The organism is Streptomyces abyssalis (assembly GCF_001751365.1).
In the GTDB taxonomy this organism is placed as follows: domain Bacteria; phylum Actinomycetota; class Actinomycetes; order Streptomycetales; family Streptomycetaceae; genus Streptomyces; species Streptomyces abyssalis.
This window is the reverse complement of record NZ_LJGT01000040.1, coordinates 247,891-262,438: the sequence shown is the minus strand read 5'-3', so window position 1 is coordinate 262,438 and position 14,548 is coordinate 247,891. Positions and strand designations below refer to the sequence as shown.

At 67.8% G+C, this 14,548-nt stretch carries 11 protein-coding genes and 2 pseudogenes; 10 read left to right on the top strand and 3 right to left on the bottom strand.

Annotated features, from left to right (window positions below):
* The first annotated feature begins 55 nt into the window (after positions 1 to 55).
* The 10 genes and pseudogenes from AN215_RS30415 (at position 56) to AN215_RS16075 (ending at position 11,075) form a co-directional block, all read left to right on the top strand.
* A pseudogene (locus AN215_RS30415) lies at positions 56 to 2,061 on the top strand (ABC transporter permease/substrate-binding protein).
* 149 nt (positions 2,062 to 2,210) lie between these two features.
* Positions 2,211 to 2,606 (top strand): D-ribose pyranase, encoded by a 396-nt coding sequence (gene rbsD / locus AN215_RS16095; RefSeq protein ID WP_070013674.1) that lies wholly within the window; start codon positions 2,211 to 2,213, stop codon positions 2,604 to 2,606.
* Positions 2,607 to 2,680: 74 nt separating this feature from the next.
* Positions 2,681 to 3,073, top strand: a pseudogene (locus AN215_RS30410) (VOC family protein); the annotation flags it as partial.
* Positions 3,062 to 3,634: a GNAT family N-acetyltransferase gene (locus AN215_RS28700; RefSeq protein WP_338057934.1), complete on the top strand. Its 573-nt coding sequence runs from the start codon at positions 3,062 to 3,064 to the stop codon at positions 3,632 to 3,634. The pseudogene AN215_RS30410 and the gene AN215_RS28700, both read left to right, overlap by 12 nt.
* Positions 3,635 to 3,831: 197 nt before the next feature.
* Positions 3,832 to 8,439, top strand: a complete 4,608-nt coding sequence (locus AN215_RS16085; RefSeq protein ID WP_070013673.1) for a DUF6531 domain-containing protein — start codon at positions 3,832 to 3,834, stop codon at positions 8,437 to 8,439.
* 95 nt (positions 8,440 to 8,534) lie between these two features.
* The gene (locus tag AN215_RS28695; RefSeq protein WP_245694520.1) at positions 8,535 to 9,029 is read left to right on the top strand and encodes a hypothetical protein; all 495 of its coding nucleotides are present in this window, start codon (positions 8,535 to 8,537) and stop codon (positions 9,027 to 9,029) included.
* A complete protein-coding gene (locus tag AN215_RS28690; protein ID WP_079123103.1) occupies positions 9,019 to 9,642 on the top strand; it encodes a DUF4291 domain-containing protein in 624 nt (207 codons plus the stop codon). Before AN215_RS28695 ends, AN215_RS28690 begins: the two co-directional genes overlap by 11 nt.
* Positions 9,639 to 10,118: a hypothetical protein gene (locus AN215_RS29600; protein ID WP_139140750.1), complete on the top strand. Its 480-nt coding sequence runs from the start codon at positions 9,639 to 9,641 to the stop codon at positions 10,116 to 10,118. Before AN215_RS28690 ends, AN215_RS29600 begins: the two co-directional genes overlap by 4 nt.
* Complete coding sequence (locus AN215_RS16080; protein WP_070013672.1) at positions 10,075 to 10,869, top strand: helix-turn-helix domain-containing protein; 795 nt, start codon at positions 10,075 to 10,077, stop codon at positions 10,867 to 10,869. The genes AN215_RS29600 and AN215_RS16080 overlap by 44 nt, the downstream gene beginning before the upstream one ends.
* Complete coding sequence (locus AN215_RS16075) at positions 10,866 to 11,075, top strand: DUF397 domain-containing protein (RefSeq protein ID WP_070013671.1); 210 nt, start codon at positions 10,866 to 10,868, stop codon at positions 11,073 to 11,075. The genes AN215_RS16080 and AN215_RS16075 overlap by 4 nt, the downstream gene beginning before the upstream one ends.
* Positions 11,076 to 11,256: 181 nt before the next feature.
* Here the strand turns inward: AN215_RS16075 and AN215_RS16070 are convergent, their stop codons facing one another.
* Genes AN215_RS16070 through AN215_RS16060 form a run of 3 tightly spaced genes read right to left on the bottom strand, consistent with a single transcriptional unit; the run spans position 11,257 to position 14,535 of the window.
* Positions 11,257 to 12,120 carry a sugar phosphate isomerase/epimerase family protein gene (locus tag AN215_RS16070; RefSeq protein ID WP_070013670.1) on the bottom strand — a complete coding sequence of 288 codons (864 nt, stop codon included), beginning with the start codon at positions 12,118 to 12,120 and terminating at the stop codon, positions 11,257 to 11,259.
* Positions 12,117 to 13,340, bottom strand: coding sequence for a dihydrodipicolinate synthase family protein (locus AN215_RS16065; RefSeq protein ID WP_070013669.1), 1,224 nt, complete (start codon positions 13,338 to 13,340; stop codon positions 12,117 to 12,119). The genes AN215_RS16070 and AN215_RS16065 overlap by 4 nt, the downstream gene beginning before the upstream one ends.
* Before the next feature lie 43 nt (positions 13,341 to 13,383).
* Positions 13,384 to 14,535 carry a Gfo/Idh/MocA family protein gene (locus AN215_RS16060; protein WP_070013668.1) on the bottom strand — a complete coding sequence of 384 codons (1,152 nt, stop codon included), beginning with the start codon at positions 14,533 to 14,535 and terminating at the stop codon, positions 13,384 to 13,386.
* Positions 14,536 to 14,548: the final 13 nt, after the last annotated feature.

The window sequence follows — 14,548 nt, the reverse complement described above, 5'->3', positions numbered from 1 at the left end:
CCACAGCAGCAGCGGGCAGGGCCACGGCGACGGGCACGGTCAGGGACAGCACCGCCTGGGCAAGGGCCCCTCGAAGGGGGGCGGTCCCGGGGGCGGTCCCGGCGGTGCCCTGAGTGACGCGAAGCCGGTGCTGCGCAAGGTCCTCCTGGAGAACGGCGCGCTGAGCGGACTCGTCGTACTGACCGTCGTGCTGGCGGCCATGTCCCCCGACTTCCTCAGCACGCAGAATCTGCTGAACGTCGGCGTGCAGGCGGCCGTGACCGCGATCCTCGCCTTCGGGGTGACCTTCGTCGTCGTCGCGGGAGGCATCGACCTGTCGGTCGGCTCGGTCGCCGCCCTCTCCGCGATCATGCTCGGCTACACCTCGACGAAGGAAGGCCTCCCGGTCTGGCTTTCCGTGCTGCTCGCGGTCGGTACGGGCGTCGCATGCGGCCTCGTCAGCGGCGGGCTCATCGCCTACGGCAAGCTGCCGCCGTTCATCGCGACCCTCGCGATGCTCTCCGTCGGACGTGGCCTCTCGCTCGTGCTCTCCGAGGGCACCCCGATCGCGCTTCCCGCCTCCGTCGCCACGGTCGGCGAGACGCTCGGCGGCTGGTTCCCCCTGCCGCTGGTGGTGCTCGTGGTGATGGGCGGCATCACCTCGCTGGTGCTCGCCCGTACCTACAGCGGCCGTTCGATGTACGCGATCGGCGGCAACGAGGAGGCCGCGCGGCTCTCCGGAATCCGGGTGCGGCGTCAGAAGCTCGTCATCTACGGGCTCTCCGGCGCATTCGCCGCCGTCGCCGGGATCGTGCTGGCCTCGCGGCTGGCCTCCGCGCAGCCGCAGGCGGCCACGGGGTACGAACTGGACGCCATCGCCGCGGTGGTGATCGGCGGCGCGAGCCTCGCGGGCGGTGTCGGAAAAGCGTCCGGAACGCTCATCGGCGCCCTTATCCTCGCGGTCCTCCGCAATGGTCTCAATCTGCTGGAAGTCTCGATTTTCTGGCAACAGGTCGTTATCGGGGCAGTGATTGCTCTTGCGGTGCTCCTCGATACACTCCGTCGTCGCGCATGATCTCTGTGCGTTCGGGGGACAGCGCGCCGTTCATTTCACTGCCGTCGACTGCAAGGAATGCAGCAATGAGCAAGAGAAAGAGCACGTATGCCGTAGTGACAGCCGCGGCTCTGATATGCGCAGCCGCCACGGGCTGCGGCAGCGGCTCGGCCAAGTCCGGGGAGAAGAAGGACATCAAGCTGGGGCTGGCCCTCTCGACCCTCGACAACCCGTTCTTCGTGGAGATGAAGAAGGGCGCGGAGGAGGAGGCCAAGGCGCAGGGAGCCTCACTGAACGTCCAGGACGCCCAGAACGACGCGTCCCAGCAGGCCAACCAGCTGCAGAACTTCACCAGCCAGAACGTGAAGTCGATCATCGTCAACCCCGTCGACTCCGACGCCGCCGGGCCTCCGGTCAAGGCCGCGGCCAACGCCGGTATCCCCGTCGTCGCCGTCGACCGTGCCGTGAACAAGGCGAAGGTCGCCACGACCGTCGCCTCCGACAACGTCAACGGCGGCAAGAAGGCGGCCGAGCAGCTCGCGAAGCAGCTCGACGAGCAGGGCAGCATCCTCGTCCTGCGCGGCCAGCCGGGCACCTCCGCCTCCCGCGAGCGTGGCAAGGGCTTCATGTCCGCGATCAAGAAGTACCCGGACATCAAGGTCGTCGGTAAGCAGTCGGCCAACTTCGACCGCGCCGAGGGGCTCGACGTCACCACCAACCTGCTCCAGTCCCACCCCGAGGCCACCGGCATCTTCGCCGAGAACGACGAGATGGCCCTGGGCGCGATCAAGGCGCTGGGCGGCAGGGCCGGGAAGCAGATCAAGGTCGTCGGCTTCGACGGAACCCCTGACGGCTTCAAGGCCATCCAGAAGGGCACGCTCAACACCTCGATCGCCCAACAGCCCGCCGAGCTGGGCAAGATGGCCGTACGCAACGCCATCCGGAAGATCGAGGGCAGCGACCCCGACCAGGAGATCATGGTCCCGGTCGTCACCGTGGACAAGAGGAACGTCAGCCGGTACTCCTGACCGGCCGCCGGGGCAGGTCACCCGCCCCGGCCGGAAGCAGGCACGCGGGGCGGCGGCGGCCGACGGGCAACTGGCCGGCCGCCGCCCGGCGGCGAACCGAACGGACCGGACCGGACCGGACCGCAACTGGAGAAGGAGCCGGCACCCCAATGAAGAAGTCGGGAATCCTCAACCGTCACCTCGCGGGCGCGCTGGCCATGCTGGGCCACACCGACCGCGTCGTCGTCTGCGACGCGGGATTTCCGGTGCCGGTGGCGCCGGGCCTGATGATCGTCGACCTGGCCTTCCGCGCGGGGGTGCCGCCCTTCGCCGAGGTGCTCTCCGGCCTGCTGGACGAGCTCGAGACCGAGGGCGCCATGGCGGCCTCCGAGATCAAGGACCGCAACCCGGAGGCGTCCGCCCTCCTCGACGGGCTCTTCCCGTCCCTGGAACTCGTTCCGCACGAGGAGTTCAAGGCCCGGGCACGTGGGGCGCGCCTCGTGGTCCGTACGGGCGAGGTCCGTCCGTACGCGAACGTGATGCTGCACTGCGGGGTGCCGTTCTAGGCCGTGCGCGGGCCTTCCCCAGGGGGGCGGGTAACCCGGTGGCGCCGGGTGCCCGGTGCGGGCAGGATCAACGGATGCCTCATCTCGGACTGGTGACCGTGGTCGTGCCCGACTACGACGAGGCCGTCGCCTTCTACGTGGACGCCCTCGGCTTCGAACTCGTCGAGGACACACGCGTGGAGCAGGACGGCGACGGCGGGAAGCGCTGGGTGGTCGTCGCCCCGCGCGGAGCGCGGGAGACGCGGGTGCTGCTCGCCAGGGCCGACGGGCCCGAGCAGAGCGCCCGCATCGGGGACCAGACCGGGGGCCGCGTCGGCTGGTTCCTCAACACCGAGGACTTCGACGGTGATTACGCGCGCATGCGGGCGGCCGGGGTCGTCTTCGAGGAAGCGCCGAGGGACGAGCCGTACGGGAAGGTCGCGGTCTTCCGCGACCCGTACGGGAACCGCTGGGACCTGCTCGGGCCCGGCCTGAACGGGACGGCGGAGCCGGGCACTTGGCCCGTCGCCACTGCCCTGACGACCGCGCGCCTCGCGCTGGAGCCGCTGCGCGCCTCGCATGCGCCTGAGGCGTTCCCGGTGCTCGCCGACGTACGCCTGCACACCTGGACCGGCGGATCGCCTCCCTCGGCCGAGGAGTTGGAAGCCCGCTACCGGCGGCAGTGCGCCGGGCGGTCGCCTGACGGGGGCGAGGGATGGCTGAACTGGATGCTCCGCCGGGTGTCCGACGCGCAGTTGGTCGGCACCGTGCAGGCCACGCTCCGCCGTCCGGCCGCCGGCCCTCTCACTGCCGAGGTCGCCTGGGTCGTCGGCGGCGACCACCAGGGAAACGGCTACGCACGCGAGGGCGCGCTCGCCATGGCGCGGTGGCTTCGCGGCCACGGCGTGGACACGCTCGTCGCCCACATCCACCCGGAGCATGCGGCATCGGCCGCGGTCGCCCGCGCGTTGGGCCTCACCCCGACGGACACGATGGTCGACGGGGAAGTCCGCTGGAGCGGCGGCCCCGGGAGCGTCAGCGGCAGTTGACCGGGGCCGCATCCCGGCCCCAGGGCATGCAGCTCGTGTGTGCCTTTCCCCACGTCCGAACTTCCCCTTGTGCGGGGCACTTTGCGCCTGTCTAGACTGTTCGGGGTTTCGAACTGGACGCCCGGGCTGCTGCGGTGTTGCTGTTCGAACGGGGACTCAGGGCAGGTCGACGTGCCTGTGTACGGGGGGAGTTGACGGTGGGTTACACGCTGCCGGAATGGGCGGACGAGGTCCTGGACTACATCGGGATCAGTTTCCCGAACGTGGACGAGGACGACTACCGCGAAATGGCCACCGGCCTGCGCGAGTTCGCCGACGACATCGAGGACCACGGAGCAGAGGCCCACCGCGCGATCCAGCGGCTGCTCTCCTCCGGCGAAGGCGCCGCCGCCGACGCCCTCGAAGCACACTGGGGCAAAGTCAAGACCAAACACCTCCAGGACGTCGCCGACGTCTCCCGCACCTTCGCCGACGCCATGGACGTCATCGCCGGGCTCATCGAAGGAATGAAACGCAAAGCCGAGATCGAACTCGGCGTCATGGCCGCCGCCGTCGGCATCTCGCTGGCCGCCGCCGTCTTCACCGGCGGCCTGTCCGCCCTGGGCGGCGCCGCCGCGAGCGCCGCCTGCCGGGAGGCCATCCGCCGCGCCATCAAGGAAGCCTCCGAGGCGATCGTCGAGGAGCTCGTCGCGAAACTGACCGAGCCCGTCGTGGCCAAGCTGGAGAGCAAGGCCGCCGACCTCCTCGTCGAGCTCGGCTCCGAAGCACTCGGCCTGCCCGGCGGCGACGGCCCGCCCAAGGGCAAGGACGCCACCCAGCTCAACTCCGCACCCGGATCGGCCGGTTTCGGCTCCGGCCCCGGCAAGACCGGCAAGGTCAAGGTCGACCACGACGAACACGACACCGCCGCCACCAGCCTCGCAGGCCTCGGCTCGAAAATGGACTCCGGCGCCCTGTCCAAGCTCGACCGTGCCGACTCCAGCCACGGCCGCGTCCGCGGCAAGGACGCCTTCACCGCCCCCTTCGACGCCCTCATCGACTCCGGCGTCAAAGCCGCCAAGAAGGCAGGCCCCGCCCTGCGCGACCACATATCCGACGGCATGACCCGCGCCATCCGCACCACCTCCAAGAACCACAAACGCAACGAAGACTCCATCGTCGACGACCTCAAAGGCATCAACTCCCGCAACGACGGCAAGGGCCCGGACGGATCGCGGGGCGGCCCGAACCCGGCCGGCAGGAACGCACCCGGCAAGAACAAGCCACCGTCCCCGGAGCTGTCGGCCAAGGGCCGCAACTCGTCCGACAGATGCCTCGGCGGCGACCCCATCGACATGTCCACCGGGGAGGTCTTCCAGCACCAGACCGACCTCACCCTCCCCGGCGTCCTGCCGCTGGTGGTGGAACGCACCCACCTCTCCGGCTACCGCAACGGCCGCTTCTACGGACCCTCCTGGGCCTCCACGCTCGACGAGCGCCTCGAAGTCGCCGAGGACGGCAAGGAGTTGTGGTGGCACCGCACCGACGGGTCCTCGCTGCGTTACGGCCACGCCCCGGACATGATCGGCGAACAGGTCCACCCGTATGAGGGCCACCGCATCCCCCTGACCTGTGTGCAGGGCTCCAGCGGCTGGGACCTGGCCGTCACCGACCCCCGTACGGGGCTGACCCGCCGCTTCCTCCCACCCGAGGACGGAACGTCCGGCCTGTGGTGGCTGGCGGAGGTCGAGGACCGCAACGGCAACGGCATCAGCATCGACCGCGCGCCCGACGGCACCCCTACCGCCATCCGCCACGACGGCGGCTACCACGTCGAGGTCGCGACGGAGGACGGCCTGGTCGCCTCGATCGCCCTCCGCACCCCGGACGGCCCGGTCGAGGTCAAGTCCTACGCCTACGACGACGCCCGGAACCTGACGCACATCGTCAACTCATCCGGCCTGCCCATGGTCTTCGGCTACGACGCCGACCACCGCATCACCTCCTGGACCGACCGCAACGACTCCACCTACCAGTTCGTCTACGACGAGCGGGGCCGCGTGACGCGTACGGTCGGCCCGGAGGGATATCTCTCCTCACAGCTGGAGTACGACACCGCCGAGCGCATCACCCGCTACACCGACTCCCTCGGCGCGGTCACCACATACCACCTCAACTACCTCGGCCAGGTCATCGCCGAGACCGACCCGCTGGGCAACACGGTCCACAGCGAATGGGACCGCCACGACAACCTCCTCTCCCGCACGGACGCCCTGGGCCACACCACCCGCTTCGACTGGTCCGACAACCACGTCGACCTCCTCGCGGTCCACCGCCCCGACGGCACGACGACCTCGACCGTCTACAACGGCATGCACCTTCCGGTGGAGATCACGCTCCCGGACGGCGCGGTCTGGCGGCAGGAGTTCGACGGGCGCGGCAACTGCAGCACCGTCCTTGCCCCTGACCGGACAAGGACTTGCTACACCCATGACTCCACAGGTGCAGTCGCCACCATCACCGATGCACTCGGCGGACAGACCCGCATCGCCAACAATCCCGCAGGACTCCCCCTCGCCCTCACCGACCCGGTCGGGGGTGGGACCTCATGCGCCCGTGACCCCTTCGGACGACCTGTCACAGTCACTGATGCAGTCGGGGTGACCACACGGCTGGAATGGACCGTCGAGGGCAAGCCCTCCCGCCGCTTGGCTGCCGAAGGTTCTGAAAGGACGTGGGAATGGGACGGGGAAGGCAACTGCGTTACTCAAACCGACCCCAATGGCGGTGAAAGCCACTTCCAATACACCCACTTCGACCAGTTGGTTTCACGGACCACGCCGGACGGGGTGACATACAACTTCGCCTATGACACCGAGCTGCGTCTCACCCAGGTCACGAACCCGTACGGCCTGACCTGGGATTACGCCTACGATCGGGCCGGCAATCTCTGTGCAGAGTCCGACTTCGACAACCGCGAAGTCAGCTACGTCCACGACGTCACAGGAAGGCTGGAGTCCCGGACCACACCGCTCGGCCACACCATCCGCTACGAGCACGACGCTCTCGGTCGCGTCACCGCCAAGAACGCAGCAGGGCACGTCACCCGGTACGAGCACGATGCCGGGGACCGGATCACCCACGCAGCGTCGCCGGACTCCACACTCGACTTCGAGTGGGACATCACCGGGCGGCTGTTGTCCGAAGCCGTCGATGGCCGCAGGACCCTGTTTGCTTATGACGAACTAGGACGTCGCTCCTCTCGCACCACTCCTACGGGCGCAGTCACAAGGTTCGCCTACGACGAGGCCGGGAACCGCACCTCCCTTTCCGCCGATGCGCATCGGATCGACTTCACCCACGACGCGAACGGGCGCGAGCTGGAACGCACCTTCGGCGATACGGTCACCCTGACATCCGTATGGGACCCTCTGGGCCGCCTCACCCATCAGGATCTGGTCACCAACACCCGTACTCGACGCGCCCGTTCGTATGCCTACCGCCCCGACAGCTACCTCACCTCCATCACCGAGGAGGTCACCGGGCTCAGCCAGCAGATGGACCTCGACGCCATTGGCCGACCACTGACGGTCACGGCCGACGGCTGGTCGGAGTCCTACGCCTATGACCAAGCCGGCAACCAAACCGCGGCGGCCTGGCCCGAGGAAGCTGGTCACGCCGCCGCCCGCGGCGAACGCACCTACCAGGGCACGCGCATCGTCTCCGCCGGCAGTGTGCGATACGAGCACGACGCCGCGGGACGCATGACCACACGCCAGAAGAAGCGGGTGTCGCGGAAGCCAGACACGTGGCACTACGAATGGGACCCTGAGAACCGGCTCACCGCGTGCACCACACCTGACGGCACGCGCTGGAGCTACACGTACGACCCCATTGGCCGCCGCACCGCCAAGTACCGCCTCGACGACAACGGTTCACCCGTTGAAGCCGTCTACTTCACTTGGGACGGCACGCGACTCGCCGAACAGTCAGACACCGCCACCGGCGTCACCCTTACCTGGGACCACGAAGGACACCGCCCACTCACCCAATACGAGCGCAAACCCCTCACCCAAGGCGAGGTCGACTCCAGGTTCTTCGCCATCGTCACCGACCTCGTCGGCACACCCACCGAACTCGTCGACGAGCAAGGCGACATCGCCTGGCACACCCGCACCACCCTCTGGGGCACCACTACCTGGAACCGCAACGCCACTGCCTACACGCCCCTCCGATTCCCCGGCCAGTACGCCGACCCCGAAACCGCGCTCCACTACAACCATTTCCGCCACTACGATCCCGAGACCGCCCGCTACACCACGCCGGACCCCCTCGGTCTCGCGCCGGCCCCCAACCCGTCTACATACGTACAGAACCCACGCAACTGGATAGACCCACTGGGCCTGGCCTCATGTGAAACGGTGACGGTCTACCGCAAGCAGACCAACCACCCGCTGAGCCAGCGTGTGCACATCGGCGAGAACGGCGAGGTGGTGATCAGTGGAAAGGGAAAGCTGTACCTCAACATGAGCGGCGACATCAGCCACACCACAGAATTCCGTGGCGATGGCGGCCAGATCGTCGCCTTCGACGTGAGCCGAGAATACCGTGACGCCGTACGGGATGCCGCGCTCCCACAAGACCGCGCCGACCACCCAGATGGAGATTCCTTCAGCAAACCCGAATGGAAACAGCTGCTGAGGGAGTATCCGGAGATTTCTGACCCAAGCAAGGGACCGGACCTCTACGGCATATCCGATAAGCTACTCGGGGGGCTCCGAGAAAATATCGTCCCCGGCTCCGGTCGCGTAATACAAGAAGGTTGAGAGAGCACTACATGATTCACGACGTTGACAGTGTCCGCATGGAGCTCATGCGCCTCCGGGAAGGAGCCGATCCAGCCTCAGCGTCCGCTCCACCCGTGCTTTCCGTGTTCACTGTGGAACTGCAAGAAGGTCTGCTCCACTTCAAGGACGGACTGACATCGGTCCTGGAAGTGGCCTTGCGTCTGGGCACCACAGAGGAATTCGATGGCGAAGATCTACCCATCCAAGAGGTACCAGGCTGGTTTGTAGAAATCAGTTCGAACCCGGAGAATGCGCCACTGGCTGCCCGTCGTGGACGAGATCAGTACCTCGCCAATATTGTGAGCGGACCGTGGCCGCTCCAGGACTGGCTGTATCGATTCTGTCCCGACGAAGATTCCCGAGGATGGTCTTGGTGGGACATGACACCCACTTCCGACGGCGACGTTCACCTCTGGGTGGACAGTTGGGGCGAGGATTTCTTCGGCTGTGACGACCTTCGCTGGTTGGCATACACCGCTGGGGCACGACGGGTCGTCGGACCGGAGATTCGCCAGCTTGAATCATGGCTTGAAGAATCCAGTACGCAGAAAGATGACAATGAACACTGAGGCATCAGCTGTTCCGTCGAAACGTACATTGCGGGGGCGCTACGACGCCTCCACAATCCGCGTTTACCAGGCATACACAAAGGAGATTTCCGAGCGAGCAGTTGCCGCCGGCACGTTCGTACCCCCTTTCAAGAGGGAGCGGATGACATGGATCAAGCCCTCATTCCTATGGATGATGTACCGCTCGGGGTGGGCGACGAAGCCTGGACAGGAACGTGTTCTAGCGATCGATATTACGCGAGAAGGCCTTGAATGGGCTCTTTCACGCTCGACTCTCAGTCATTTCTGCCCTGACTTGCACGAAAGCAGGGAAGACTGGCAAGCCATGGTCAGCGAGTCCCCGGTTCGCGTGCAATGGGATCCCGACCGGTCGCTCGATCTCAAACCCTTGGACGTCAGGGCCATCCAGATAGGGCTCTCCGGGGAAGCTGTAAAGCGGTACGTAGAGAATTGGATCGTCTCTATTACCGATATCACTGAGATGGTCCATGAGATCCATTCCTCTGCGCGCCTGGGGCATGTGGCGAAGGCAGAAGAAAGACTTCCTCTCGAAGTACCGTATCCTCTCCCCGAGCTCATTCGAAGAAGAATCAGTGCGGACTCCGTGGATTGAAGAAGCAGCGAAGAGCGCAACCGGAATTTACGATGGGCGAACAAGTGTCACCCGCCATCTACGAATACAAGAAGCGTGTTGGCGCATGGGGGATGATCGTGCGCCTTACCGCAGAGCTCTCAATTGTGGACGACTCCCCTGCGGAAGGAGAACGGGTCCAGGACAAAGATGTCTGGATCCGATTCACTGCTACCTTTCCCGCAACAGAGAGGGAGTGGATCACATATGACCTATCACTCGTTGCAACGCAGTTGACGATCGCAGAGCTTGACGCCCGCAGCACGCTGGTAACAGTGCACGATCTCGAAATTCCGCTTCTTACTGATTATCAGGAGGAAGCGTCAGCACTGGCCATGATCGGCTGGCTTCGGGAGAACGCTGGAATTCGAGGAATCGACATTCCCGTTGATTTCGACAAGGATAACAACCGCTATGTCTGCGACTGGGGAGGAACAGACAGCATCCGAGGTGAATGATGCGGCTGCCGGGCTGACACAAGCCGAACTGGGCACGGCCATCGGGTACGGGGAGGACCACGTCTCCTCGGTCGAGCGCGGAAGGCGCGTACCCAGGCCGGAGTTCCTGGACTCCGCGGATCAAGTGCTGGACGCCTGCGGCAAGTTGGCGGCCATGAAGGGTGACGTGGCCGAGGCCCGGTACCCGAAGAAGGTGCGGGACCTCGCCCGGCTGGAAGCCGAGTCGGTGGAGTTGGGGGCGTACGGCAACCACAACATCCACGGGCTGCTGCAGACCGAGGAGTACGCGCGGGCGCTGTTCCGGATGCGCCGGCCCACGTACGGCGAAGACGACCTTGAGCGGTATCTGGCCGCCCGCATGGCCCGGCAGGAGATCATCGCCAGGACTCCCCTTCTGCCCACGCTCACGTTCGTACAGGAAGAGGTCACGCTGCGACGGCCCATCGGGGGCAGGGAGGTGCTTCGGCGACAGCTCCAGCACCTGTTGCAGATCGGCCGGTTGCGGCACGTGGAGATCCAGGTCATACCGACCGACCGGGAGGATCACGCGGGGATGGGGGGTGAGCTGCAGGTGCTGAAGCTCAAGGACGGGTCGACGGTCGGCTATTCGGCAGCACAGCTGACGACGCACCTCATGTGTGACCCGAAACAGGCTCAGGTGCTGGAGCTGCGGTATGGAATCATCCGGGCTCAGGCTCTCAGCCCACGGGAGTCGCTGGCCTTCATCGAGAAAGTGCTTGGTGAGACATGACCCTGAAGCCCTCTGTCCCGGACGGCTCCACGCTGACATGGATCAAGAGCAGCTACAGCGGCAGCAACGACAACGACTGCGTCGAAGCCGCAGCCACACCCGGCACCGTCCACATCCGGGACTCCAAGAACACCCGCGGCCCACGGCTCGCGTTCACCGCCGCCGCGTGGACGGAGTTCGTCTCGTACGCCCGCGCCGGCCGGTAACGGGAAGCGAAGGGCGGATTTCGAGGGGCCCGGCTGCCGTGCTCCAACGGCCGGGCCCCTGTGCCCCCCTCGGCCTCCTGCATCCCCCCAAGAGGCCTCAAGCACCAGGTAAGACCCACAACACCCCGGAACGGTTGCGCCCGATCCGGAATTTCTTCCTCAGGTTGCTTCCGGCCGCCCCTCAGGCCTCCGGCAGCCCTGCCGGCAGGACGTGCCGCACGAAGCGGTCAGCCGTCTCCGCCAGGACCTCGACGCCGTCGCGCGCCCACAGGCCGGGGTTGAAGATCTCCACCTCGATGGGTGCGTCGTAGCCCGTGGCGTCGACCAGTTCGCGGAAGCCGCGCAGGTCGACGGCGCCGTCGCCGAGCTGGCCGCGGCCAAGCAGTACGCCCTCGGGGAGCGGCGTGATCCAGTCCGCGAGCTGGAAGGACGCCAGCCGTCCGCCCGCGCCCGCCCGCGCTATCTCTTCCGGCGCCCGGTCGTCCCACCACACGTGGTACGTGTCGACGACGACCCCCACCTGCTCCGGCGGGAAGCGTTCGGCCAGGTCCAGCGCCTGCCCCAGCGTGGAGACCACGCAGCGGTCGGAGGCGAACATGGGGTGCAGCGGTTCGACCGCCAGGCGCACGCCGCGCTCGCCCGCGTACGGGGCCAGTTCGGCGAGCGCGTCCGCGATCCGCTCGCGGGCGCCCCGCAGGTCGCGGCTGCCCTCAGGCAGGCCGCCGGAGACGAGAACGAGCGTTCCCGTGCCGAGCGTCGCGGCCTCGTCCACGGCCGTGCGGTTGTCGTCCAGGGCCCGCCGGCGGGCGGCTGCGTCGGACGCCGTGAGAAAGCCGCCCCGGCACAGCGAGGTGACGTTCAGCCCCGCGTCCCGTACGAGCCGGGCGGCCGCCTCCGGGCCGTACTCCTGGACGGGGCCGCGCCACAGCCCCACGTGTGCGATGCCGAACTTGGCGCAGGCGCCGGCCAGTTCGGGGAGCGGAAGCTGCTTGACGGTCTGCTGGTTGACGGAGAGGCGCGCCAGCCTGCCGCCGGGGGCCCTCACGCCTCCACCCCCTGTACGTCGAGCAGCCGCCGCATGCGCGCTTCGGCGAGGCCCGGGTCGGGGAACAGACCGAGCGTGTCGGCGAGTTCGTAGGCGCGCGCGAGGTGCGGCAGGGTGCGCGCCGACTGCATGCCGCCGACCATGACGAAGTGGTCCTGGTGGCCGGCGAGCCACGCCAGGAACACGACGCCCGTCTTGTAGAAGCGCGTCGGCGCCTGGAAGAGGTGCCGGGAGAGCGCCACGGTGGGATCGAGTGCCGCGCGGAAACCGTCGCGGTCACCTGCGTCGAGAAGGCGTACGGCGTCGGCGGCGAGCGGCGCCAGCGGGTCGAAGATGCCCAACAGGGCGTGGCTGAAGGCCCGTTCGCCGCTGAAGGCCCCTTCGCCGTCCGCGTCCCCGCCGTCTCCCGCGATCAGCTCCGGGTAGTTGAAGTCGTCGCCCGTGTAGCAGCGCACGCCCTCCGGCAGACGGCGGCGCAGCGCCACCTCACGGCCCGCGTCCAGCAGGGAGACCTTCACGCCGTCGACCTTGCCGGGGTTCCCGTCGATGATCCTCAGGAAGGTGGCGGTGGCGGCGTCGAGGTCGGTGCTGCCCCAGTAGCCCTCCAGCGCCGGATCGAACATCGGCCCGAGCCAGTGCAGGATGACGGGCTCGCGGGCCTGGCGCAGCAGATGCCCGTACACCTCCAGGTAGTCCTCGGGGCCACGGGCCGTGGCGGCGAGGGCCCGCGAGGCCATGACGATCGCTTGCCCGCCGGCCTTCTCCACCACCTCGGACTGTTCCTCGTACGCGCCACGGACGCTCGCCAAGTCCGAAGCACCGGGCGGCAGTTGGTCCGTGCCGACGCCGCAGGCGACGCGTCCGCCCACGGCTCGTGCCTCGGCCGCGGAGCGCCGGGTGAGTTCGGCGGCGACGGACCAGTCCAGGCCCATGCCGCGCTGCGCCGTGTCCATGGCCTCGGCCACGCACAGGCCGTGCGACCACAGATGGCGCCGGAAGGCGAGTGTGGCGTCCCAGTCCAGGGCGGCCGGTCCGTCCGCCCCCGCCCCTTCCTTGAACCGGTCGGCGACGACGTGCGCCGCGGCGAAGACCGTACGCGAGGCGGGAGCGGCGCCGGCACGGGCGGAGGCACCGGCCTCCACCCGTACGACGGCGTCCGCCGGCTCGGCCCTCGGCTCGTACGCGCGCAACGCCCCGCTCTCGTCGGGCAGTCGGATCACAGCGTCCCTCCCTCGCAGCAGCAGGTACGGCCTGACCGGGGCATCAAAGCGACAGCTCCGGGACGGGCAGCCGCCGGCCCTCCGCCGAGGAGCGCAGGCCGAGTTCGGCGAGCTGCACTCCGCGCGCGCCCGCCAGCAGGTCCCAGTCGTAGGGCGTGCCGAGCGCGACGTGGCGCAGGAAGAGCTCCCACTGCGCCTTGAAGCCGTTGTCGAACTCCCCGTTGTCCGGGACCTCCTGCCACTGCTCCCGGAACGACTCGGTGGCGGGCAGGTCCGGATTCCATACGGGCTTGGGCGTGCCCGACCTGTGCTGTGCGCGGCAGCGGCGCAGCCCGGCGACGGCCGAGCCCTCCGTGCCGTCGACCTGGAACTCGACGAGTTCGTCGCGGTTGACGCGCACCGCCCAGGAGGAGTTGATCTGTGCGACGACGCCGCCCTCCAGCTCGAAGATGCCGTACGCGGAGTCGTCGGCCGTCGCCTCGTACCCGCGTCCCTGCTCGTCCCAGCGGCGGGGGATGTGCGTCGCGGCGTGCGCCTGTACGGAGTTGACCTTGCCGAAGAGCCCGTGCAGCACGTACTCCCAGTGCGGGAACATGTCGACGACGATGCCGCCGCCGTCCTCGGAGCGGTAGTTCCAGGAGGGGCGCTGGGCCTCCTGCCAGTCGCCTTCGAAGACCCAGTAGCCGAACTCGCCGCGCACCGACAGGATCCGCCCGAAGAAGCCGCCGTCGACGAGTCGTTTGAGCTTGAGCAGCCCCGGCAGGAAGAGCTTGTCCTGCACGACGCCGTGCTTGACGCCCTCGGCGTGCGCGAGCCGTGCGAGGGCGAGGGCGCCGTCGAGGCCGGTGGCGGTGGGCTTCTCCGTGTAGATGTGCTTGCCGGCGGCGATCGCCTTGCGCAGTGCGTCCTCCCGGGCGGAGGTGACCTGGGAGTCGAAGTAGACGTCGATGCTTCCGTCCGTGAGCACGGCGTCGAGGTCCGTGGTCCACTCGTCCAGTCCGTGCCGCTCGGCGATCGACTTGAGGGCGAAGTCCCGGCGGCCGACGAGCACGGGCTCGGGCCACAGCGCGCTGCCGTCACCGAGGTCGATGCCGCCCTGCTCGCGGATGGCGAGGATGGAGCGGACGAGATGCTGGCGGTATCCCATGCGTCCGGTCACGCCGTTCATGGCGATGCGCACGGTTCTGCGTGTCACGAGGGTCGTCTCC

Bases quoted from the DNA above. Each gene is read 5' to 3' on its own strand.
- rbsD (WP_070013674.1), top strand. From the start codon at position 2,211: ATGAAGAAGTCGGGAATCCTCAACCGTCACCTCGCGGGCGCGCTGGCC.
- AN215_RS16075 (WP_070013671.1), top strand. From the start codon at position 10,866: ATGACCCTGAAGCCCTCTGTCCCGGACGGCTCCACGCTGACATGGATC.
- AN215_RS28690 (WP_079123103.1), top strand. From the start codon at position 9,019: ATGAACACTGAGGCATCAGCTGTTCCGTCGAAACGTACATTGCGGGGG.
- AN215_RS16080 (WP_070013672.1), top strand. From the start codon at position 10,075: ATGTCTGCGACTGGGGAGGAACAGACAGCATCCGAGGTGAATGATGCG.